Raw genomic sequence first — 20,654 nt, 5'->3', positions numbered from 1 at the left:
GTATCTTTTGCCCTGCTCCGCGTGCAAAAGGATGCCGCTTCCATCCCTAACGCGGGCTGCGTTGGCCCAACATCTTATAGGTTTCTTCCAGGAAAACCCAGAAATCCTTGCTGTGCGGGCCATCGGTGTTGGCCAATCGGCCTTTGCCCAAACGCACGATGATGAGTTTGTCGTCAGGGATAACGATGGTGTATTGCCCCAAATGACCACGCATGTAAAACACGTTCTTACCCTTGAATTCGGCCAGCCACCAGCCGTAACCGTACTGCGGCGAATCCGGGAAACGCGGCGCGATGCTCTTGGCCACGAACGCACTGTCCAGGATTTGCTGCCCGTTCCACTTCCCGTAATGTTCGTACAATTTCCCGAATCGGGCAAAATCACGCGCATTGGATGCGATGCAGCAATAGGCTTTCACACGTCCGTTTTCCTTGTCGGTTTGCCACAAGGCCGGATGTTCGGCGCCCATCGGTTTCCAGAATTTTTCCGAAACATAGTCCGCAAGGCTTTTCCCGACGGCTTTCTCGACGACCATCGCCAGCAATTGCGTATTGCCGCTCAAATAGATATAGCTTTTGCCGGGTTCGTCCACGCATTTCAATCCGAGGATGCATTTATCCAGTTCGGGGTCAAAATAGGCGCGCGTCGTTATCGAAAAAGGACTGTAGTAATTCTCGTCCCAGTTGAGCCCGGAAGCCATCGACGACAAATCGCCAACCGTGAGGTTCGCGGCTTTTCCGTCCTTGAATTCGGGGTAGAAATCGCCCACTTTCTGGTCTAGGCTTTTGATCTTGCCTTCCATGATGGCCTTTCCCAATGCCGCCGAAACGACACTTTTCGCCATCGAGAAGGAATTGGATTGGGAATCTTTCCCGTAATCTTCATAATAGCTTTCGTGCCACAGGCTGTCGTTCTTGATGACCAAAAATGCCACGGTTTGCGCTTGTTTGTGCACGGCTTCAAGCGCGTCGGTCGCTTTTATTTTATTGTAATCCGTCGCGACGGGCCAAGGTTGCGCCTGCCCATTCTGGATGGTTCGGTTGTCGAAATACTGGTAATCTTCCAAAAAAGCGGTCACGTGCCCATTGAAATAAATCGTCCGGATGGCCGTCAACAGGTAATCGTATCCGGTGATGTAGAGCAAAAGCACCAGGAATGCCAGTATCCCGGCAAACCAAAGCAAGATTTTCTTCAGTCTTTTCATCGTGTAAAATATACGGTGTTGCCGCGCACGCCTTTTTGCATGACCAGCGTTGTTTCGTTGACTTCCCTAATGTACCAAACGGTTTTCATGCCTTCCACGAACAATTGCACGCTTCTGTTTTCAGGCCCGAATTTCCAGTCGCCTTTCTCCTCGACGCCCATGATCATGGCGTTGTATTTTCCGTCGTCGCCAAAGGTGAAATAACTCCCGGCGACTTTGTCTGGCGCCAATTCGATCTTTTTAGGATTGAGGACTTTTTCGATATGCCATTTGCCCGAGAGTTGCGCCGGCGTGGCCGCCACCGTGTTGGCCAACGGTGCGCGCAGGTTGTCTGCCGGATTGGCTTGGGAAAAAACCGTCAGCGCGAAAAACAGCGCGAAAAAAACCAACATCTTTTTCATGTTATCCTTTTTTGACAAACGTCATGCGCTTAGACGACGTGTCATTCTGCATAATTAACTCCGTATCAGAAATCGCGTAGATGTTCCAAACCGCCTTTCCGTCTTCGGTGTCCACGTTGATGGTCATGTTGCCCGCGCCGAACGCCCAGGTGCCGTGTTGCTCCACCATGAGCGCCTTGGAATGGTATTTCCCGTCGGACGTGAATTCCACGAATGAATCCTTCATGATTTCGGCGGCCGCTTCCGACAACTTTTTGTCGGTGGATCCGGTCACCATCCATTTTCCGGTAATTTGTTTGTGCGTCGCGGCTACTTTTGGCGTAGCAACCGGTGCGTCGTCGGGTGTTGCGGACACTTTTTTCAAAATCATCGAGCCGGCTTTGTCGAGGGTCAAGATCAGCTCGTCGGCGGTTAGTTTGATGATGGTCAGCGTCATGGCGTTGCCCCGTTCTGAGGTTGCCGTAATTTCATTCGGGTTTTCCTTGCTGAAGGCGTAGGTTCCGGTTTCCGGCTTTTTGCGCATGGCCAGAGACATGGTGTTGTCTGGTCTGAAATTGATGGTCAATTCCTTGAAGAGCATCGCTGCCATTTGCTGGCCTTGCTCGTCAACCGAAGATTTGTCGTACAGATCAGAGAATGCCCATTTTCCGATGATGAGTTTGTCGTTTTGTGCGATTCCGACTGTCGTGACCAACAGCAGCGCCAAGAAAGTGATTTTCTTCATGAGGGATTTTGCTTTTTGCGAATATAAACATTTTACGCAGTCGCGAATCCGACTACGGAGATTTACCGATGGAATTCAGGCGTTTACCTCTTTAACTTTTCTCAAGCTGATTTTATGCGTTGATTTGCAGCCAGATAAAAAGCACAACCGACGACAAAAAAGCGTCGTGTAACGCATCATAAGTCCTTAACCTACGAAAAACGGCTCCCGGAAACTGGAGCCGTTTTGAATTAAAATAGGCTTTGTTGCGGCGACGGATTCTCGTGTTCCAACAACCACTTCTTGCGCCACAAGCCGCCTGCGTATCCGGTCAGCGAGCCGTCTGAACCCACAACCCGATGACACGGCACGACAATCCAAAGTGGATTTTTACCGTTGGCCGAGGCAACCGCACGAATGGCTTTTACGTCGCCGAGTTTTTTGGTGATGTCCATGTAAGAAACGGTTTTGCCGTAGGGGATTTTGAGCAATTCCTTCCAGACATTTTGCTGGAATTCGCTGCCCGAAGGATTAATCTTGAAGGTAAATTCCTGGCGTTTGCCCTGGAAATATTCTGAGAGCTGCGACGCGGCTTCCTTTAGTTCCGGCGGGATTTTTTTAGTTGTGGCGTGTGCGCCATCCAACACGTGGATGACCGATATGCCGTTTGCATCGCCGGTGATTTCGGCCGTCCCGACCGGGGTTTTCACGTATGCCGTTTGCATCATCGCCGCTGGTTATAGATGATGGATTTGATTAACATATCGGTGACTACGCCCAGGAATAAATCGCGCCCGTTGACGTCTTGCGGCACGTCGCACACCGGATCAAACCGATAGGGCGGCACCGAGACTACCGTTGCATTTGACCATGATGTCGTTGGGAGTAAAACCTCTCTTTGGCAACTATTGTCCTGCCTGGAAAGTGCCATTGTTCTTTCCACGGTTACCGGCCCGCGGAAGATTTCACGGCTGTACAACAATGAAGTTTTGGCGCACGGTTCGGTTTGCGCCAAGACAGCCATCGGAAAAACCAGCAAAGCAATTGTTTTCATGCGCAGGATTTTCCCGACAAGATACAATGATTTGTGTTGCGGCGCAAGCCTTATTTCGCGAAGGAGAGCACGTAGGCCTGCAAACCTTGCAGTTCTTCGTCGCTCATGTTTTTGGTGATCGAGAAGTTGGTCTTCATGGTTTCGTATTGGCTCGGATCGACGATGGGTTCGGCCTCTTCGCGAAGAAATTTAACCATGTCTCCGTTTTCCTTTTTGTAAATCGTCGCGATTTCGACGAGTGACGGCGCAATGATTTTCTGGTCTGGCTTATGGCAGGCGAAACAGTTGCCCTTGCCGTTGAAAAGTTCCTCACCGAACTGCTCGGGTGTTTGCGCTTCCGATTCGGTGGCCGCTGTTTCCTCGGAAGCCTTTTGTTCCTTGCCGCAACCTGAAAGTAATGTGGCGATGACAAGCGTTTGTAGTATGCGTTTCATTTTTGGGTTTTTGGTGTAAACCTCAAAGGTTTTAAAAACCTTTGAGGTTTTCCCTGACAGCAGTCAAGTTTCAATTTTATTTCCAATCGTCGTTACGGCAAAACCGTAAAAATTCCTAAAGTTTTTGGTTCAACAACGCTGAGGCTTCCTTCGCAAAATACGTCGAAATCAAACTCGCGCCGGCCCGCTTGATACAGTACAATTGTTCAATCATGATGCGGTCATGGTCCAGCCAGCCGCGTTCGGCAGCCGCCTTGATCATGGCGTACTCGCCCGAAACATGATATACGGAAACCGGTACGTTCACCGCGTTCTTCACTTCGCGTACGATATCCAGATACGCAATGCCGGGTTTTACCATGACAATATCGGCGCCTTCGGCCACATCATCCAGCGCTTCCTTGATGGCTTCCAGACGGTTGGCGTAATCCATCTGATATGTCTTTTTGTCTTTCGGTACATCTTGCAGGTCAACCGGCGCAGAATCGAGCGCATCGCGGAACGGTCCGTAAAACGCAGACGCATATTTGGCAGAATAACTCATGATGCCTACGTTGTGGTGCCCGTTTTCCTCAAGTGCTTTCCGGATTGAGAGCACGCGCCCATCCATCATATCCGACGGCGCCACGAAATCGGCTCCGGCTTCGGCGTGACTCAAACTCATCCGGGTCAAGGCGTCAACCGTGGCGTCATTCACTACATAGCCGTTCTCGATGATACCGTCGTGGCCATAAATCGAATACGGATCGAGCGCCACATCGGGCATGACGATCATTTCCGGAACGGCATCCTTGATGGCGCGGATGGTTTGCTGCATCAATCCGTCTTTGTTCCAAGCTTCCTTGCCGGTGTTGTCCTTTAAATTATCGGACACTTTAACGTAGATGTTTACAGCCCGTATGCCCAAATCCCAGGCTTCTTTCACCTCGCGGAGGGTATGGTCGAGCGAATGGCGGAAAATCCCTGGCATAGACGGAATGGCCGACTTAACATCTTTGCCTTCCGCGACGAACATCGGCAACATGAAATCTTGCGGGGAAAGCGACGTTTCGCGGACGATGCTTCGTATAGATTCATTGGTGCGCAAACGGCGGTTACGTTGTAATGGAAACATAGGATATGCTTTAAATTATTTCTTCAATTTACTTTTGAGTTTGTCTTTTCCCTGACGGAGTTTTTCCGGCGGATCGAATCGGAAACCGATAAATGCCGTGGCGTAACCCGTTACATCGGAAAGGGTAACCGAAGACTGCGCGTCACGTCCGTTGGCGTTGGCCCAAATCATGGCGCCGGCAAAAAAACGCTCATTGTTGTAGCCCGGTGCCAGCATCAGCCCGGCTTTGTACAACACCGAAGAATAGGTCTTGTCGTCTTTGGTCCAGCTGCCGCCGATGCCCAGTGTGGCCGATGCCGAGAACTGCAAATTCCTGGCGGCAACCCAGGTGTAATAATACGATGCTTCGGCTGCAATATCCACGATTCTGACATGTCCGCCAATTTCGGGTTCGTCCTTGGCTTCAAGGCGTGTGTATTGGTAGGAAATCCCCGGAGCAAATGTACCCGCACTTTTGAGTTGCTTGGCGTTCTGCAAGTTGACTGCCCGCGCCGAATATTTCGGGTTAAGCAAGTATGCGGTTTGCCCGTTGAGGATAATCGATTTAAACCGCGGGAAATACTGCCCCGTGCCCGTGTCGGGGCTTTCAATCGACATGCCTTTTTGGTAGTGCAGTTCGAGGTGTTGCATGAAACGTCCAGGGAAAATATCGGTGGCGAACGACATCATCTTAGAGCCTTTGTTGTCTTTGTTGTCGGCAAAAAAAGACGGCGCAAAACCAAAACTGAAAGATAAAATATCATACTGCCCGCCGGCATTAAGCGTGGTCTTATGGTTCGGGATGATGTTCACGTCGAGATTTTCCGCCGCGTAATGCAACCGGTAATCCACCGAAGTATTGAGCACGAAAAAACGGAGTGCAATCTGGTCGTCATAACGCCGTACATAGGTGCTGTCTTGTGCGAAAGACGACAAACTTACAGACAATATGACTATCCATCTTACAGCCATTCCTTAGGACTTTGCAATACGGAGATGAGTTTTTCCTCGTCACTTCCAGGCGCCGGATGATGGTCATACACCCATTGCACATGCGGCGGTAAACTCATCAAGATGCTTTCGATGCGTCCGTTGGTTTTCAACCCGAAGAGCGTGCCTTTGTCATGGACGAGGTTGAATTCCACGTAACGGCCACGCCGGATTTCCTGCCAATCGCGCTGGGTTTGCGTATAGGGTAATGTTTTTCTTCTTTCTACAATCGGCAGGTATGCATCCAGGAAACTATCGCCGACTTCGGTCACGAAATCATACCAGGATTGCATTGTCATGCCATTTTCGGCCTTGCAATAGTCGAAGAATAACCCGCCGATGCCACGTGCTTCGTTGCGGTGCGCGTTCCAGAAATAGGCGTCGCACTGTTTTTTGTATTTCGGATAAAAAGAAACATCGTGCTTGTCGCAGGCCGTTTTGCAGACTTGGTGAAAATGTGTCGCGTCTTCTTCGAACAAATAATAGGGTGTCAAATCCTGGCCGCCACCGAACCATTGATTGATGACATTCCCCATGCTGTCGTACATCTCGAAATACCGCCAGTTGGCGTGCACGGTTGGCACCATCGGTGATTTTGGATGGATGACCAAACTTAGCCCGCAGGCGAAAAAATCCACTTCGCCGACACCAAACATTTTCTGCATCGCGTCGGGCAATTTGCCATGCACGGCCGAAATGTTCACCCCGCCTTTTTCAAACACATGCCCGTTTTCAATCACGCGTGTACGTCCGCCGCCGCCTTCGGGCCGTGTCCACAAGTCTTCACGGAATTGCGCCACGCCGTCCGTCCGTTCCAGTCCGGCACAAATCGTGTCCTGCAATTGCTGGATATAGTCGTAAAATTTACTCTTCATTTTCACCGGTGTCAACAGACAATTTGTAGGTCTTGGTCAATTCTTCCACTTTATCGGGCTGTCCGAAAATATACCATGCGGTTTGGTCGCCGGTTGTTACGGGCACAAATTGTTCGGGCATCCGGACTTCGGCTTTCAGGGCATCGAGCAGTTGCGAAAACGCCGCCAGGTCATACCAATCGCCGGTATCTTCGGGCACGACGACGAAACATTTGTTGTTGCAGATCACCATGAAACGGTAGTCGTATAGCTCTTTTTTCTTGTCGTAACGCGTTTGCACATAACGCTTGAACGGCCCGAATTTGCCGTGCGATGCTTTCGAGAATTTGTCGAGCAAGTCACCATACGGCACCGGGATTTCATCGGCTTCCGTATCGAAATTGACGTGGATGCCGGCCATGTCCAGCGCGCTGTAGATGTTGTTGGCTTCCTCTTCGTATGGATTTTCATTTTTATACGCGGCAATGTCTGCCTCCGTTATGGCCTTGTCGGTTAGTCCGAGCGACTTGAGATAGTCGCCATGCTGTGCCGCCGTCCGGGTATTGATGACGTACAGATCGAGCAACTCCTTGCGGAAGGCTTCCTGTTTGACGTTGGCTGCGTATTTCTTGAAATCATCGGCCGAGAGCCTTTTCAAGCTTTGGACGAAACGCTCTTTCTCGTTGCGCGCATCGCTCAGCGGGAAAAGTGTAAATGCCTTGCCGAGCAAATCCGGATCGTTGGCCAAATTAGGCAGGTTGTTGAGATCGTCCAGACCATCGAAAAACATTTCCGGGGTAATGAACATCGCCAAAATCAGCGTGCGTTGTTTGGCCGGATCGACTTGTTTGATGTACAACATGTCGAGCGCCTGATCGATCTCATCCTCGCTCATTCTGTCTTTCTTGGCCGAGCGCTCGTTGTGGATTTTGATGACTTTCTGCAAGGTCGGGCGCATCTTCTCGCGTTGGCCGTATTGGGACGCAATCTTGTAAAATTCCAAGTATTGGCTGCCGGTGTTCAGTGAATCGGTTTCGCGCTCCGGAACCATACCGTGCGGGAAATTCTTGTCGAGATAATCGTAGGTGATGTTCAGGATTTTTGCCTTGTCTGCCTCCGGCGCTTTCTCCATATAATCGAAAAGGCTTCCGGGTGTCCAGCTTGCGTCTTCAAAGAATTTCGGGTCACGATTATAGGTCTTTACGACAAAATCGATGGCGTCCGGATGCGGGCCGTCGTCGGCGATCCAGTAAAACAAACGGTCGGCATCTACCGATTGCCCCGAGAGCAAACGCTTTTCGAAAACCGGTATGCTGCCCGCCACATCGTTGTAGCCGAGGAATTGCACTGCGCGGGCTTCGAAAGTTTCATCCTGCACGAGTGCGAACAAGGCATTGGTCACTTCTGGGTCGAGCGCCACTGGTTTGGTGTCCTCGAAATCGCGCGACATCTGGTTGAGGAGTTCCTCGATTTTGTCTTCGTCCATGCTTTTGAGCGTCGCCATGACTTCGCCCATTGCGGTTTTGTCGCCCTTGATGTAACGCACGCCCGGCCGACTCTCGCGCATGGCTTTGTCCTTGGCTTCGGCGTCTTTCGCAAGTTTGTCCTTCGCATCGATGTAGGCCGAAATCACGGCCACTTTCTGCGGATCGGAAATCGTAAAAATCCTCGGGATGGTTTTGCCCTTGTCTGCTTCCTTGAGGAATTTGTTGATCTGGATGCTGTCTTTGGCTAGGGTTTGCGCCGATGCCGATGTCATTGTCAGGATGGCGACTGCTGCGCCCAAAATCAAGGTAGTTTTTTTCATGTTATTCTGTTTCTAGGTGAACGTCTCCGTCCGGGTTTCCGAGTGTTTTGGTTTGATAACCCGGTTTGGAAAACTCGACCGTATAGTCAGGGCAACCGCCGAACGTGCAGCCGCCGAAAGGCCCTGTAATGTAGTAATATCCGGTTGAATCAGTGTAAAAAAAGTTGCCGCCATTGGCGTCGCGATACGCCGCGCTGTCTATGGGTTGGTTGGTTTGCGCATCGCGGATATAACCCTCGCCGATGCGTTCGCCTTCGCACGCGAAAGACAAAAAACACCCGAATATGAGCGCGAATTTCTTCATTACTGGTTGTATTCCTTTACCGCGTCGATGAATGCCTTGGCGTGATCTACTGGAATGTTCGGCAAGATGCCGTGGCCCAGATTCACGATGTAGCGGTCTTTCCCGAATTCATCGATCATCTGTTTGACCATTTTCTTGATTTCCGGAATGGGCGACAACAACCGAGACGGATCGAAATTGCCTTGCAGCGTAATCTGTCCGCCAGACAAATAACGGGCATTGCGCGGTGAACATGTCCAGTCTACGCCGAGTGCCGAAGCCTTGGATTTGCCCATTTCATTGAGTGCGAACCAACAGCCTTTCCCGAACACGATCACATGTGTCATCGGGGCCAACGCTTCCACGATCTGGTTGATGTATTTCCAGGAGAATTCCTGATAATCTACCGGCGAGAGCATGCCGCCCCAGGAATCGAAAACCTGTACGGCGTTGACGCCTGTTTCCACTTTTCTCTTCAGGTAAGCGATGGTGGTATCGGTGATCTTTTGCAAGAGCGCGTGCGCCGCCTCCGGATGCTGGAAACAAAATCCTTTAGCGGTATCAAAACTCTTGGAGCCTTTACCTTCCACGGCATAACAGAAAATCGTCCAGGGCGAACCGGCGAACCCAATGAGCGGCACTTCATCGTTGAGCATTTCCTTGGTGAGCTTGATGCCGTCCATGACATAACCCAACGTCTCGTCGATGTCCGGGATGATGACTTTTTCGACATCGGCCGCCGAACGGATCGGGTTGGGCAGGAATGGCCCGACGCTTTCCTTCATCAATACTTCGATGCCCATGGCCTGTGGCACGACCAGAATGTCTGAAAACAAAATGGCCGCATCGGGTTTAATGATGCGAATCGGCTGCACCGTGATCTCGGCCGCCAGTTCAGGCGTCTGGCATCGGGTAAAGAAATCGTATTTGTCGCGCAGGGCACGGAATTCAGGCAAGTATCGCCCGGCCTGGCGCATCATCCACACGGGCGGTCGTTGTACGGTTTCGCCGCGAAGGGCTTTTAAAAAGAGGTCGTTTTTCATAGTCAAATGTCGAATGTCAAACGTCGAATGAAGCTTCACCGCAAGACAAACCTTTGTGTATTTTATGGTTAGATTCTGTTTCCGTTATCCGGTCGTTCGACATCGGTCGTTCGACGTTCGACGAAATAGTTTATGCACTGCACGATCACGTTTTCCACCGATGGCTTGTTCGCGATGATGATTTTATCTGTTTTATCTTTTAACGCTTTTGCAGTGGTTTCGCCGATGCAAAAACAGGTTTGCTTACCTAATGTATTGGTCTGTAAAAAACTCTCGACACCCGATGGGCTGAAAAACAAAACGCCGTCGGTTTCACTGACTTTAACCGGTGTCAGCGTGGTTTCATAGACCGGGATTTCGTTGTAGTCGATGTTCCATTCACCAAACCAAACAGGCAAGGTTTCCATCCTGAGATTGCCGCAGAAAAAGGTAAAGCTTTCTTTCGGATATTTCTCGTTGATGATCATGCCCAGACCCGCAGCATCGTCGGCGGTTTCAATTACGGTAAAACCCACTTCATCGAGCACCTCGGCCGTCTTGCCCGAAGTGGCAAAACAAGGCTTGCGCCTGATGTCTTGCACCTGCGGATGATCCGCTACCGACCTGACCGCATTGGCGCTGGTGAATATAAGGTTTTGTTTGATGTCGCGAAGTGCGAATGCAACGGGTTGCGTCTGGATAAAGTCGGCGTCAACTACAGAAAAACCTGCATTGAGCAGGAATTGTTTCTGGTTTACCGGTAGCTTTTTTGTTGACAGTATCCGGATCATTTGCCTAGGTCGCGTTTGATTTTTTCCATGACCGATGCGCCGCCGTTGGCCAGTATTTCCTCGGCGCAACTGCGGCCGAAACCGTTTCGCCCGTGCGACAACGCAGTGGTTTTCTCGATGTGGATTTTTTCTTGTCCGTCTACCGAGCACAACAAACCTTCAAACCTGATGTCATTCCCGATGACCGTCGCCAGCGCCCCGATGGGTGCCGTACAGCCGCCTTCGAGCGTCCTCAGGAATTCGCGTTCCACCAACGTGCAAATGTCGGTTTCCAAATGATTTAACTTGGACACGGCGTCCACGCAAAAAGCGTCTTCCTGCATCGCCACGACAACCATCGCACCTTGTGCAGGCGCAGGAATCATCCAGTCCAAATCGATGTGGTTTTCAGGTTTGATACCGAGTCGATCCAGTCCGGCGGTCGCGAAAACGGCGCCACCCCAATCATTGTCGGCCAATTTCTGCAGCCGTGTATTGACATTGCCGCGCAAATCAACGACGTTGTGGTGCGGATACCGGTTGAGCCATTGCGCCTGCCTCCGAAGGCTTCCGGTGGCAATGGTGAGCTCTTGGGTAAAATCCGGCGCTGCGTTAAACACCAAGATGTCTTTTGAGTTTTCACGTTCCAAGACGGCGGCTTGCACAATCCCTTTCGGGAGCGCGGTCGGCACGTCTTTCATGGAATGCACCGCGATGTCCACCTGGCCTGAAATCATGGCGACGTCTAGCGTCTTGGTGAAAATACCGGTGATGCCGAATTCATACAACGGCTTGTCGAGGATGAGGTCGCCGGCGGATTTTATGGGGATGACCTGCGTGTCATAACCCAGATCGTTGAGTTTTTTTTCTACCGTATAGGCTTGCCACAAAGCCAGTTGGCTGTCGCGCGTCCCGATTCTGATGGTCTTGTTTGCCACTTTTACTTTTTAGCCGCGGTTCGCGAATTCGTGGTTATCTATTTTGAGGTTTCGAGCTGGAAGATTTTCTCGATCCATTCAATGCTGTCGTCGTTGCCGTCCTTTAAATGGTTGGCGAAATGCGTCGTGATTTTCTGGATGATGCGCGTGGAAATGATCTCCGCTTGTTCTTCGTCAAAATTAGAGAGTTTCTTGCGCTGGAAATTCAGCTCGGAAGTCTTGATGGTATTGAGTTTTTCCTTGAGCGCGGTAATGGTCGGGGCGAATTTTCGGGCATTGACCCAGCCGATGAATTCGTGTTTGATCTCCGCGATAATGGCCTCGGCATCCGGAATGTACTGCTTTCGTTTCTCAAGGGTTTCGTCCGTAATTTGCGAAAGCGCGTCGAGGTGAACCAACGTTACACCTGGAATCGATTCCACATTTTCATCGACGTTTTTCGGGATCGACAAATCCAGGATCAACAACGGTTTTTTCAGGTTCAGGATGGCTGCGTCAACCGTTGGGTTCTGCGCGCCCGTGGCCACGACCAGCACGTCGGCTTTTTGGATTTCGAGATGCAGATCAGCGTAATCCTTGACAATCAAATTGAACTTGCCCGCAATTTTCTCGGCCTTGTCTTTCGTACGGTTGATCAGCGTGATGTGTTCGTTCTTGGTGTGCTTGACCAGATTTTCACAGGTGTTGCGCCCGATTTTTCCGGTACCGAAAAGCAAGATGTTTTTATTGGAAATGTCCGCGACGTTTTTAAGGATGTATTGCACCGATGCAAATGACACGGACGTTGCGCCCGAACTCAAACCGGTTTCATTCTTCACACGCTTGCTGGCCTGGATGACCGAATTGACCAACCGTTCCATAAAGGCATTGGCCACCCCGATTTTCTTGGCTTCGTTGAAACTGCCCTTGATTTGGCTGATGATTTCAAAGTCGCCCAAAATCTGGCTGTCCAAACCCGTACCGACGCGAAACATGTGCATCACGGCGTCATTATTCTTATAAATGTAGGCGAATTGCTGGAAGTCTTCCACCGTGCCCTGACTGTTGTCGCACAACAATTTGATGAGTTGGAACGGATGCTCGGCAAAACCGTAGATTTCCGTGCGGTTGCAAGTTGAAGTCACAATCAAACTGTCAATGCCCGAAGCCTGCGCCTGATGCAACAACTTGGTCTTGGCCGCATTGTCAAGGCTAAATCTTCCACGGATTTCTGCATCGGCTTTCTTATAACTAAGCCCGATGGCATAGAAAGTCTGGTGCTTGGACAGATGGTTGTTTTGCATTTTCAAACTTCACGTTCTAGGATAAGCAAAACTATTGCGAAGGATTTTATAAAAATAACGCTCAAAGTACTTTTTGCATCGCTTCGTGATTTGAGACATTCAATTGCTTGTAATGTCAGAAAATAAGCTACTTTTGCAATAAAATCAGGCGTTCGCGATTGTGTTATTTAGAGTTGTTCTAAATAAATTTTTCCTGATATTTGTCATTTAGTCTACAAAAAATATCGCTATGGGTTCCGCAGAAGTAATTACGATTGAAGACGATTTTACGCTGATCCGTTTCCAGAATGATTCCGAAGAAACCTTCCGGGCGACGCACGAGGTCAAGACCGGTTTGATCCAGTTTCACTTTGGGCTCAAGGGTAAGGCCAAACTCATTTTCAACCATGGGAATTACGCGCTCGATTTGCCCGAAGAAAAGTCGCTGTTGTTGTACAACCCGGACAAGGAATTGCCGTTGAACATAGAACTGGCGCGGCAATCCTGGGTGATTTCGGTGATTATTTCCATCAAGAAATTCCATGCCCTTTTTTCAACGGAAGCCGACTACATTCCGTTTTTGAGCGAAGAATACCGCGACAAGAAATACTATAAGGAAGAAGACATTTCGCCGTCCATGGCCATTGTTTTGAGCCAGTTGTTCCATTACAACTTGCATCCGCAAATCAAGAATCTGTATTATAAGGGGAAAGGCTACGAATTGCTGAGCCTGTACTTCAACCGCGCCGAAAATGCCGACGCCGAACAATGCCCGTTCTTGGTGGACGACGACGTGTTGAAAATCAGGAAAGCGAAGGAAATCGTCGTGCAGCACATGGCCGAGCCGCCCGGACTACAGGAATTGGCCGATGCCGTCGGGCTGACGCTCAAGAAGCTCAAAATGGGTTTCAAGCAGATTTACGGCGATACCGTGTACGGTTTCCTGTTCGATTATAAAATGGATTACGCACGCAAACTGCTCGACACCGGTTCTTACAATGTGAACGAAGTCGGGCTGAAGATCGGCTACAGCACCGGAAGCCATTTCATTTCGGCCTTCAAGAAGAAATTCGCCACGACGCCGAAGAAGTATTTGATGTCGATCAACAACGGGTCATAATTTGAAAATTTGAAAATGAGTTTGCGCTGACTCCGAGTTGTCGGCCTACTACAAATGATATGATTGAAAACAAAAAAATAATCTTATTTGGAATGAGGACTTAAGGATTGGTGTTACGCCAATTTTCAAATTTCCAAATTTCCAAATTTCCAAATTCAACACTGTGAAAGGAGTTCTCTTAGTCAACCTCGGTTCGCCCGACAGCCCAGATCCAAAAGACGTCAAGCCTTACCTCGACGAGTTCTTGATGGATAAATACGTCATCGACGTGCCTTATCTATTGCGTGCCCTTTTGGTGCGCGGCATTCTCATCAACGCCAAAAAACGCCACATCAATTCGGGCAAAGCCTACAGCCGGATCTGGACCGATGAAGGCTCGCCGCTGATCGTGCTATCGAAAAAAATGCATGCGAAAGTGCAACAGCATACGGCGCTTCCGGTGTCGCTCGCGATGCGCTACGGAAAGCCGTCCATCATGAGCGGGCTTCAGGAATTGCACGACAAAGGTGTGACCGAAGTGCTGCTCTTTCCGCTCTATCCGCAGCATGCGATGGCTTCTACGGTAACCATCAACGTGCTGGCCGAAGAACTGCGCAAGAAGCATTTTCCACACATGAAGATGACCAAGGTGCCGGCGTTCTACAACCGCCCGGAATACATTCAATGTCTGGCCGATTCCATCAAGCGCGCGCTCGAAGGCTTCGACTATGACCATTTGCTGTTCTCCTACCACGGCATTCCTGAGCGGCACATCCGCAAGACCGACGTCACCAAATCGCATTGCAAGATCAACGAGACTTGTTGTTCGGTTCCGTCGCCGGCGCATGAATTCTGCTACCGCCATCAGTGTTTCGAGACGACAAGGCAAGTCGTGGAATTGCTCGGCATCCCGAAGGAGAAATACTCGGAGAGTTTCCAATCGCGCATCGCCGGAGACAAATGGCTTGAACCTTATACCGATGTCGAGATCAACAAAATGCCCGAGAAAGGCATCAAGAAATTGGCGGTCGTGACACCGGCATTCGTGTCTGACTGTTTGGAAACGCTTGAAGAAATCGCGATGGAAGCCAACCACCAGTTCAAGGAACACGGCGGCGAGCAATTCATGGCGATTCCGTGTTTGAACGACAATGACGATTGGGCCGAAACGGTCGCCGGCTGGATCAACCATTGGGCACACGCAGAAGTGGTCGCCAACGCCTAACCCATGGAATATTACAATTACATCAAATCGCTGCACCTGATTTTCGTGATCACCTGGTTCGCCGGACTGTTTTACATCGTGCGGCTGTTTGTGTATCAGGTGGAAGCCGCGGCGAAACCATCGCCCGAAAAAGAGATTTTACAGAAGCAATTCAAGCTCATGGCGTACCGGCTGTGGTTCATCATCACCTGGCCATCGGCAGTATTGGCGAGCATTTTCGCGTTTGCGTTGCTGTATCTGATGCCTGGTTGGCTCGATCAGGGCTGGATGCACGTCAAGCTCGCGTTCGTGCTGTTGCTGTATCTCTACCATTTGAAATGCCACCAGATTTACCGGCAATTGCAGCGCGATGAAGTGAGCTATTCCTCGAACTTCTTGCGGTTGTGGAACGAAGGCGCGACGATTATTTTATTTTCGGTGGTTTTTCTGGTCATCCTGAAAAATGCCGTCGATTGGATTTTTGGCGTGGTCGGCCTCATTTCGCTGTCGGTTTTGCTGATGCTCGGCTTTAAGATGTACAAACGCATCCGTGCGAAAAAAGAATGAGCAAAAGTTGGCTGAACATATCGATGCTGTCATTGCGCACGAGGATTTTCCTGTCGATGATTGTATTGATTTTGATTTCATCTGTACTGCTGGCCTCAATCTCCATCATCCAGTTCAAGAACGAGGCGCGCGAATACCACCAGCAGCGACTGGAAGCCAAGGAAAATACCATCCGCGAACACATCAATTATATTTTATCGACCACGACCTATCCGCTCACCACGCGCAACCTGCCGCTGATTTTCAAGGACCGGATTTATGAGCTGGCCGACATCCACAACCAGGAAATCAATATTTACGGCCTGAACGGAAAATTGCTCAAATCGTCCAAAGCGTCATTTTCGATTGACAAACCGGCACCGCCGATCCCGAAATTCATCCTGAAACTGGTGCAGTCGTCCATCGAAAAACGGTATGTTGACATCAAAAGCGTGGACGGATTGCGCAAACGCTCTTCGTACACGGTCATTAAGGACGACAAGTTCAAGCCGCTTGGCATCCTGAATTTGCCCTACGTGGAAGACGACGGTTTTTACGAGAACGAACTGCAGAATTTCCTGATCCGTCTCGGGCAAGTCTATACCTTTACACTCTTGATTGCGTTCGCATTGGCGTACTTCCTTTCGGCGTACATCACGCAGTCACTCAAGACGATTTCGGACCGTATCACCGAGACGAGCTTCAACCAGCGCAACGAAAAAATCCGCCTGAAGGCCAACAGCCGCGAGATTGACACGCTGATCAAGGCATACAACAAAATGGTGGACGAACTCGAGGAAAGCGCCGCCAAACTGGCCCAAAGCGAGCGCGAAGAAGCGTGGCGTGAAATGGCGAAGCAAGTGGCGCACGAAATCAAGAATCCGCTCACGCCGATGCGGTTGACCGTGCAAAGTTTTCAGCGTAAATTTGACCCCGACGACCCTGATCTCAAACAGAAAATCAACGATTACTCCAAGACGCTGATCCAGCAGATCGACACCATGGGCGCAGTGGCCTCGGCGTTTTCCAACTTCGCATCCATGCCGGCGCAGCAGAATGAAAACCTCAACGTGGTAAGCGTCGTAGACTTGGCGCTCGACATTTTCAACGAAGATTTCATCAAATTCCAAAGCGACGAAAAAGTCATTGTGGCCAAAATGGACCGCACGCAACTCATCCGGGTGATCACGAACCTGGTGAAGAACGCCATCCAGGCCATTCCGGACGAGCAACCCCAAAAATCTGTGGTCGTGGCCATCCGCCGCACAGACGATTGGGTGAAAATCTGTGTGAGCGACAACGGCACCGGCATTGCGCCACAAGACGCGCCGCGCATCTTCGAGCCGAAATTCACGACCAAATCCAGCGGCATGGGATTGGGTTTGGGCATCATCAAGAACATCATCGAAAATTATAAAGGAACCATTACCTTTGAAACCGAAGTCGGAAAAGGCACAACCTTCACGGTGTCGCTTCCGCTCGTCCACTTAAACCCGTAACACATGAGCTACAACAACATTCTGGTCACCAAAGCCGACGGTATCGCTACGGTAACCATCAATCGTCCTGAAAAACTCAACGCACTCAACAAAGCCACTATTGGCGAACTCAATGACGCTTTTGCCGCGCTCGACGCCGATGACTCGGTGCGTGTCGTCATCGTGACCGGAAGTGGTGAGAAAGCCTTTGTGGCTGGCGCCGACATTTCGGAATTTGCGAATTTCTCGGTTGCCGAAGGTGCAGAATTGGCCGCACAAGGACAGGAATTGTTGTTTGATTTCGTCGAAAATATGAAAACGCCCGTGATTGCCGCCGTGAACGGTTTCGCGCTCGGTGGCGGACTCGAATTGGCCATGTCTTGTCATTTCCGCATTGCGTCGGACAACGCCAAGATGGGATTGCCCGAAGTGTCTTTGGGCGTGATTCCGGGCTACGGTGGAACACAACGCCTGCCGCAATTGGTCGGTAAGGGAAAAGCGATGGAGATGATCATGACCGCAGGGATGATTTCGGCTGACGAAGCCAAAGCCTGCGGACTCGTGAATCATGTCGTCCCGCAAGCGGAATTGCTCGATTTCTGCCATGGCATCGCGCAGAAAATCATGAAGAATTCACCCTATGCGATTGGAAAAGCCATAGTTGCGGTGAACGCGAATTTCCGCGACGGCGTGAACGGTTTCAAGACCGAAATCAAATCGTTCGGGGAATGTTTCGGCAGTGACGATTTCAAGGAAGGAACGACGGCGTTTTTGGAAAAACGGAAGGCTTCTTTTACAGGGAAATAATCAAGGCCGGGTACTCCGGCTTTATTTTTCGCCTCGCCACTCGGCATAAAACTGCGCCAGGAAATCTTCCATATATTGATGACGTTGAGCCGCGATGCGCTTACCGGTTTCGGTATTCATGCGGTCTTTGAGCAACAGGAGTTTCTCGTAGAAATGGTTGATCGTTGGGCTGTCGGATTTTTTGTAATCTTCCTTGGACATATTCATCACCGGCGGAATCTCGGGATTGTACAATGCCCGATTCTTAAAACCGCCGTAGTTGAAACAGCGCGCAATCCCGACGGCGCCAATGGCATCCAAGCGGTCTGCATCCTGGACGATGTCGAGTTCCTTCGAATGGAAATTCCGCTCGAAATTGCCGCCTTTAAAGGAAATGTTCTCGATGATGTTCACGACATGTGCGATGGTTTTTTCATCAACATCGTGCGATTCCAGAAACACACGTGCCTTTTTCGGTCCTACGGTTTCGTCGCCAGCGTGGAACTTGCTGTCGGCGATGTCGTGCAACAAGGCTGCAAGTTGCACCACAAGCAAGTCGCAAGTTTCGCCTTGCGCAACCAACAGCGCATTCTTCCAGACGCGCTCAATGTGGAACCAATCATGGCCGCCCTCGGCATTTTCAAGTTCCTTTTTTACAAACTGTATGGTTTGGTCGACGAGTATTTTGTCCATGATGATACGTTCAAAGTGTAAGGTTCAAGGTTTTCCACTTTAAACCTTGAACTTCTAGGCCGGCGTTACCCATTTGAACACGTGCGATTCTTCCGGGATAACGAGGCGCTCAGAAATCTTTGCCATTCGGTCTGGGAGTTTCATCAGGAAATCTCGAGCTTTCTCGGCTTCTGCTGTCAGGTCGGTCATGTTGCCGATGTCCCAACGTACGATCAGCTTGCGCAAAATATCCACGTAATCGTTGGCGGTGTAAACGCCGATGCGCTGCGCCGAATCCGAAAAATGTTCGAAGGCCGCGCCCATTTTGTGTCCGGCTTCGCGAAGGAATTGCGCCGGCATCACAATTTTGTGTTTCATCATGTGTTGGAACGCCAACATCATTTCGCTCGGGTCAACCTGGAAAATACGGTTGACGAATTCGCTGTAGGCATGGTGGTGGCGCATTTCGTCGCCCGCAATCATCTTGCAGATTTTGTTGAGTTTCTTCTCGCCATATTGTTTGGCCAGTTGCCCGACGCGGTTGTGCGAGACGTATGTAGCCAATTCCTGGAAACTGGTGTAGATGAAATTTTTGTACGGATCGACGCCCGTGCCCGGATCGAAACCGTCGGTCAGCAAATGCTGTGTCGTGATTTCCACTTCGCGCATGTTCACGCGGCCGGACAGGTACAAATATTTGTTCAAAAGGTCGCCGTGACGGTTTTCCTCGCCGGTCCAATGCCGAAGCCATTTAGACCAGCCGTTGTTTTCCTCTTGCCCGACGCCTTCCATGTTCATGAGCCAGGATTCGTACGTGGGCAGCGCTTCTTCGGTGACCATGTCGCCAATCAGGACAATCCAGAAATCGTAGGGCAAATCTTTCGCGAGTTCGCGCAGTTCCTTGACCTGGTCGAGGAATTCCTCGCTGTTGGACGGCGGCAGAAAATCGGCGGGTTGCCAGATTGTATCGATGGGAATTAGGTATTCGTCCACGAAGGCATCGACATCTTTTTCAAGGAATCGCATGACTTCGAGGCGTGTATTTTGGAGCATTTCAATTGACATTTTCTTAATTTTTAATGGCGCCGACTACGGCTTTTTCAGTGTTGGCCATGAGTTCATCTACCGGCATCGAACCTACGGCAATCGGGTCATGGACGGTGAAAGTTAAATGGTTGCCTAAACCCATCGGGAATGTGCCGAACCGCACCATTTTCCACGAGTTGTTGATTGTAACCGGAACGACGTAGGCCGATGGCGCATATTTGCATAAAATCTTTAATCCCGTGGTGGCGAATGCTCTCGGCTTGCCGGTCTTGCTGCGCGTGCCTTCCGGAAAAATCACGGCCGAGCGTTTGTTTTTTTCAATGTACTCAGACAAGCCTTTGATGACCGGAACGGCTTGTTTCGGGTCTTTGCGGTCGATGAGCACCGAGCCGCCATGCCTCAAATTGTACGACACACTCGGAATGCCTTTGCCCAACTCTTTCTTGCTGACGAATTTCGGGTGGCAGCGGCGCATGAACCAAATAATGGCGACAATATCATACAAGCTCTGGTGGTTGGCGACGATGATCATCGGAACGTCCTGCGGAAGCTTTTCACGGCCTTCAAAGGTATACGTCGTGCCCAAAAGATGCGTGCACCGCAACAAACAAAAATTCAGATAATCCACGCTCTTCTTGTGCGCCTGATACCCCAACACATTGAAGCAAACCCATTGTATGGGGTGAAAAACGACCAGACATAAACCAAAGAACAGGTAATAAATTACGGAAATCGGGTACGAGAGGATTTTTTGCATTCGGATGGTAATCTCGCCCAAAAGTACGACTTTTTTTAGTACCGTTGCGCTTTAGTGGCCAGACGTTCTATCTTACGAATCGTCGTCATTCAACTTCTGGGGTAACATCATAATCCTGCTATACTTCCGTATTAAAATCGATTTTGTCAGACAAGAAATCATCTGGCCGCCAGCCACCAACAACCAGCAACTTATTTTTAAGAAAAGTTACGGGAAAACCACGTCAATCCCAACGCTTTTAACAGCAAAT

Annotated in this window: 23 protein-coding genes; 5 read left to right on the top strand and 18 right to left on the bottom strand. The window is 50.2% G+C overall.

The window, feature by feature from the left end:
- Positions 1 to 46: 46 nt before the first annotated feature.
- From ACM9J1_RS03750 to hemA, 15 genes are all read right to left on the bottom strand, one after another.
- The gene (locus ACM9J1_RS03750; protein WP_415580600.1) at positions 47 to 1,204 is read right to left on the bottom strand and encodes a serine hydrolase domain-containing protein; all 1,158 of its coding nucleotides are present in this window, start codon (positions 1,202 to 1,204) and stop codon (positions 47 to 49) included.
- The gene (locus ACM9J1_RS03745) at positions 1,201 to 1,605 is read right to left on the bottom strand and encodes a hypothetical protein (protein WP_415580599.1); all 405 of its coding nucleotides are present in this window, start codon (positions 1,603 to 1,605) and stop codon (positions 1,201 to 1,203) included. The genes ACM9J1_RS03750 and ACM9J1_RS03745 overlap by 4 nt, the downstream gene beginning before the upstream one ends.
- A 1-nt stretch (position 1,606) precedes the next feature.
- Complete coding sequence (locus ACM9J1_RS03740; protein ID WP_415580598.1) at positions 1,607 to 2,329, bottom strand: lipocalin-like domain-containing protein; 723 nt, start codon at positions 2,327 to 2,329, stop codon at positions 1,607 to 1,609.
- A gap of 230 nt (positions 2,330 to 2,559) precedes the next feature.
- Positions 2,560 to 3,033: a methylated-DNA--[protein]-cysteine S-methyltransferase gene (locus ACM9J1_RS03735; RefSeq protein WP_415580994.1), complete on the bottom strand. Its 474-nt coding sequence runs from the start codon at positions 3,031 to 3,033 to the stop codon at positions 2,560 to 2,562.
- Entirely contained in the window at positions 3,033 to 3,362 is a 330-nt protein-coding gene (locus ACM9J1_RS03730; RefSeq protein WP_415580597.1) for a hypothetical protein, read from the bottom strand. The genes ACM9J1_RS03735 and ACM9J1_RS03730 overlap by 1 nt, the downstream gene beginning before the upstream one ends.
- A 50-nt stretch (positions 3,363 to 3,412) precedes the next feature.
- On the bottom strand, positions 3,413 to 3,796 hold the full coding sequence (locus ACM9J1_RS03725) for a c-type cytochrome (RefSeq protein WP_415580596.1): 384 nt from the start codon (positions 3,794 to 3,796) through the stop codon (positions 3,413 to 3,415).
- A 115-nt stretch (positions 3,797 to 3,911) separates the two neighbouring features.
- A complete protein-coding gene (hemB, locus tag ACM9J1_RS03720; RefSeq protein WP_415580595.1) occupies positions 3,912 to 4,910 on the bottom strand; it encodes a porphobilinogen synthase in 999 nt (332 codons plus the stop codon).
- Between the two features lie 15 nt (positions 4,911 to 4,925).
- Positions 4,926 to 5,861, bottom strand: a complete 936-nt coding sequence (locus tag ACM9J1_RS03715) for a DUF4421 family protein (protein WP_415580594.1) — start codon at positions 5,859 to 5,861, stop codon at positions 4,926 to 4,928.
- Complete coding sequence (gene hemF / locus ACM9J1_RS03710; protein WP_415580593.1) at positions 5,852 to 6,754, bottom strand: oxygen-dependent coproporphyrinogen oxidase; 903 nt, start codon at positions 6,752 to 6,754, stop codon at positions 5,852 to 5,854. Before hemF ends, ACM9J1_RS03715 begins: the two co-directional genes overlap by 10 nt.
- Positions 6,744 to 8,540, bottom strand: a complete 1,797-nt coding sequence (locus ACM9J1_RS03705) for a hypothetical protein (protein ID WP_415580592.1) — start codon at positions 8,538 to 8,540, stop codon at positions 6,744 to 6,746. The genes hemF and ACM9J1_RS03705 overlap by 11 nt, the downstream gene beginning before the upstream one ends.
- Before the next feature lies 1 nt (position 8,541).
- Entirely contained in the window at positions 8,542 to 8,844 is a 303-nt protein-coding gene (locus ACM9J1_RS03700) for a peptidase associated/transthyretin-like domain-containing protein (RefSeq protein WP_415580591.1), read from the bottom strand.
- The gene (gene hemE / locus ACM9J1_RS03695; RefSeq protein WP_415580590.1) at positions 8,844 to 9,866 is read right to left on the bottom strand and encodes a uroporphyrinogen decarboxylase; all 1,023 of its coding nucleotides are present in this window, start codon (positions 9,864 to 9,866) and stop codon (positions 8,844 to 8,846) included. The genes ACM9J1_RS03700 and hemE overlap by 1 nt, the downstream gene beginning before the upstream one ends.
- Before the next feature lie 68 nt (positions 9,867 to 9,934).
- Positions 9,935 to 10,636 (bottom strand): uroporphyrinogen-III synthase, encoded by a 702-nt coding sequence (locus ACM9J1_RS03690; RefSeq protein ID WP_415580589.1) that lies wholly within the window; start codon positions 10,634 to 10,636, stop codon positions 9,935 to 9,937.
- A complete protein-coding gene (hemC, locus tag ACM9J1_RS03685; RefSeq protein ID WP_415580587.1) occupies positions 10,633 to 11,553 on the bottom strand; it encodes a hydroxymethylbilane synthase in 921 nt (306 codons plus the stop codon). Before hemC ends, ACM9J1_RS03690 begins: the two co-directional genes overlap by 4 nt.
- Positions 11,554 to 11,591: 38 nt before the next feature.
- Positions 11,592 to 12,836 (bottom strand): glutamyl-tRNA reductase, encoded by a 1,245-nt coding sequence (gene hemA, locus ACM9J1_RS03680; protein WP_415580586.1) that lies wholly within the window; start codon positions 12,834 to 12,836, stop codon positions 11,592 to 11,594.
- A 229-nt stretch (positions 12,837 to 13,065) separates the two neighbouring features.
- On the opposite strand from hemA, the gene ACM9J1_RS03675 reads away from it, so the two are divergent.
- The 5 genes from ACM9J1_RS03675 (at position 13,066) to ACM9J1_RS03655 (ending at position 17,949) form a co-directional block, all read left to right on the top strand.
- A complete protein-coding gene (locus tag ACM9J1_RS03675; RefSeq protein ID WP_415580585.1) occupies positions 13,066 to 13,935 on the top strand; it encodes a helix-turn-helix transcriptional regulator in 870 nt (289 codons plus the stop codon).
- 163 nt (positions 13,936 to 14,098) lie between these two features.
- Positions 14,099 to 15,139, top strand: coding sequence for a ferrochelatase (gene hemH, locus ACM9J1_RS03670; RefSeq protein ID WP_415580583.1), 1,041 nt, complete (start codon positions 14,099 to 14,101; stop codon positions 15,137 to 15,139).
- Between the two features lie 3 nt (positions 15,140 to 15,142).
- Positions 15,143 to 15,685 carry a CopD family protein gene (locus ACM9J1_RS03665; RefSeq protein WP_415580582.1) on the top strand — a complete coding sequence of 181 codons (543 nt, stop codon included), beginning with the start codon at positions 15,143 to 15,145 and terminating at the stop codon, positions 15,683 to 15,685.
- Between the two features lie 56 nt (positions 15,686 to 15,741).
- Complete coding sequence (locus ACM9J1_RS03660; RefSeq protein ID WP_415580993.1) at positions 15,742 to 17,163, top strand: sensor histidine kinase; 1,422 nt, start codon at positions 15,742 to 15,744, stop codon at positions 17,161 to 17,163.
- Positions 17,164 to 17,166: 3 nt separating this feature from the next.
- Complete coding sequence (locus tag ACM9J1_RS03655) at positions 17,167 to 17,949, top strand: enoyl-CoA hydratase/isomerase family protein (RefSeq protein ID WP_415580581.1); 783 nt, start codon at positions 17,167 to 17,169, stop codon at positions 17,947 to 17,949.
- 21 nt (positions 17,950 to 17,970) lie between these two features.
- Here ACM9J1_RS03655 and ACM9J1_RS03650 read toward each other — a convergent pair whose 3' ends face one another.
- Genes ACM9J1_RS03650 through ACM9J1_RS03640 form a run of 3 tightly spaced genes read right to left on the bottom strand, consistent with a single transcriptional unit; the run spans position 17,971 to position 20,404 of the window.
- Positions 17,971 to 18,621: an HD domain-containing protein gene (locus ACM9J1_RS03650; RefSeq protein ID WP_415580580.1), complete on the bottom strand. Its 651-nt coding sequence runs from the start codon at positions 18,619 to 18,621 to the stop codon at positions 17,971 to 17,973.
- Positions 18,622 to 18,675: 54 nt separating this feature from the next.
- The gene (locus tag ACM9J1_RS03645; protein WP_415580579.1) at positions 18,676 to 19,653 is read right to left on the bottom strand and encodes an acyl-ACP desaturase; all 978 of its coding nucleotides are present in this window, start codon (positions 19,651 to 19,653) and stop codon (positions 18,676 to 18,678) included.
- Positions 19,654 to 19,669: 16 nt separating this feature from the next.
- Positions 19,670 to 20,404, bottom strand: coding sequence for a lysophospholipid acyltransferase family protein (locus ACM9J1_RS03640; protein WP_415580578.1), 735 nt, complete (start codon positions 20,402 to 20,404; stop codon positions 19,670 to 19,672).
- Positions 20,405 to 20,654: the final 250 nt, after the last annotated feature.

Origin of the sequence: Flavobacterium longum (genome assembly GCF_965137575.1) — a bacterium.
In the GTDB taxonomy this organism is placed as follows: domain Bacteria; phylum Bacteroidota; class Bacteroidia; order Flavobacteriales; family Flavobacteriaceae; genus Flavobacterium; species Flavobacterium longum.
This window is presented reverse-complemented; position numbering and strand designations above follow the sequence as displayed.

Excerpts from the sequence above, each read along its gene's own strand:
- ACM9J1_RS03750 (WP_415580600.1), bottom strand. The coding sequence starts at position 1,204 with ATGAAAAGACTGAAGAAAATCTTGCTTTGGTTTGCCGGGATACTGGCA.
- ACM9J1_RS03745 (WP_415580599.1), bottom strand. The coding sequence starts at position 1,605 with ATGAAAAAGATGTTGGTTTTTTTCGCGCTGTTTTTCGCGCTGACGGTT.
- ACM9J1_RS03740 (WP_415580598.1), bottom strand. The coding sequence starts at position 2,329 with ATGAAGAAAATCACTTTCTTGGCGCTGCTGTTGGTCACGACAGTCGGA.
- ACM9J1_RS03735 (WP_415580994.1), bottom strand. The coding sequence starts at position 3,033 with ATGCAAACGGCATACGTGAAAACCCCGGTCGGGACGGCCGAAATCACC.
- ACM9J1_RS03730 (WP_415580597.1), bottom strand. The coding sequence starts at position 3,362 with ATGAAAACAATTGCTTTGCTGGTTTTTCCGATGGCTGTCTTGGCGCAA.
- ACM9J1_RS03725 (WP_415580596.1), bottom strand. The coding sequence starts at position 3,796 with ATGAAACGCATACTACAAACGCTTGTCATCGCCACATTACTTTCAGGT.
- hemB (WP_415580595.1), bottom strand. The coding sequence starts at position 4,910 with ATGTTTCCATTACAACGTAACCGCCGTTTGCGCACCAATGAATCTATA.
- ACM9J1_RS03715 (WP_415580594.1), bottom strand. The coding sequence starts at position 5,861 with ATGGCTGTAAGATGGATAGTCATATTGTCTGTAAGTTTGTCGTCTTTC.
- hemF (WP_415580593.1), bottom strand. The coding sequence starts at position 6,754 with ATGAAGAGTAAATTTTACGACTATATCCAGCAATTGCAGGACACGATT.
- ACM9J1_RS03705 (WP_415580592.1), bottom strand. The coding sequence starts at position 8,540 with ATGAAAAAAACTACCTTGATTTTGGGCGCAGCAGTCGCCATCCTGACA.
- ACM9J1_RS03700 (WP_415580591.1), bottom strand. The coding sequence starts at position 8,844 with ATGAAGAAATTCGCGCTCATATTCGGGTGTTTTTTGTCTTTCGCGTGC.
- hemE (WP_415580590.1), bottom strand. The coding sequence starts at position 9,866 with ATGAAAAACGACCTCTTTTTAAAAGCCCTTCGCGGCGAAACCGTACAA.
- ACM9J1_RS03690 (WP_415580589.1), bottom strand. The coding sequence starts at position 10,636 with ATGATCCGGATACTGTCAACAAAAAAGCTACCGGTAAACCAGAAACAA.
- hemA (WP_415580586.1), bottom strand. The coding sequence starts at position 12,836 with ATGCAAAACAACCATCTGTCCAAGCACCAGACTTTCTATGCCATCGGG.
- ACM9J1_RS03675 (WP_415580585.1), top strand. The coding sequence starts at position 13,066 with ATGGGTTCCGCAGAAGTAATTACGATTGAAGACGATTTTACGCTGATC.
- ACM9J1_RS03665 (WP_415580582.1), top strand. The coding sequence starts at position 15,143 with ATGGAATATTACAATTACATCAAATCGCTGCACCTGATTTTCGTGATC.
- ACM9J1_RS03660 (WP_415580993.1), top strand. The coding sequence starts at position 15,742 with ATGATTGTATTGATTTTGATTTCATCTGTACTGCTGGCCTCAATCTCC.
- ACM9J1_RS03655 (WP_415580581.1), top strand. The coding sequence starts at position 17,167 with ATGAGCTACAACAACATTCTGGTCACCAAAGCCGACGGTATCGCTACG.
- ACM9J1_RS03650 (WP_415580580.1), bottom strand. The coding sequence starts at position 18,621 with ATGGACAAAATACTCGTCGACCAAACCATACAGTTTGTAAAAAAGGAA.
- ACM9J1_RS03645 (WP_415580579.1), bottom strand. The coding sequence starts at position 19,653 with ATGCTCCAAAATACACGCCTCGAAGTCATGCGATTCCTTGAAAAAGAT.
- ACM9J1_RS03640 (WP_415580578.1), bottom strand. The coding sequence starts at position 20,404 with ATGCAAAAAATCCTCTCGTACCCGATTTCCGTAATTTATTACCTGTTC.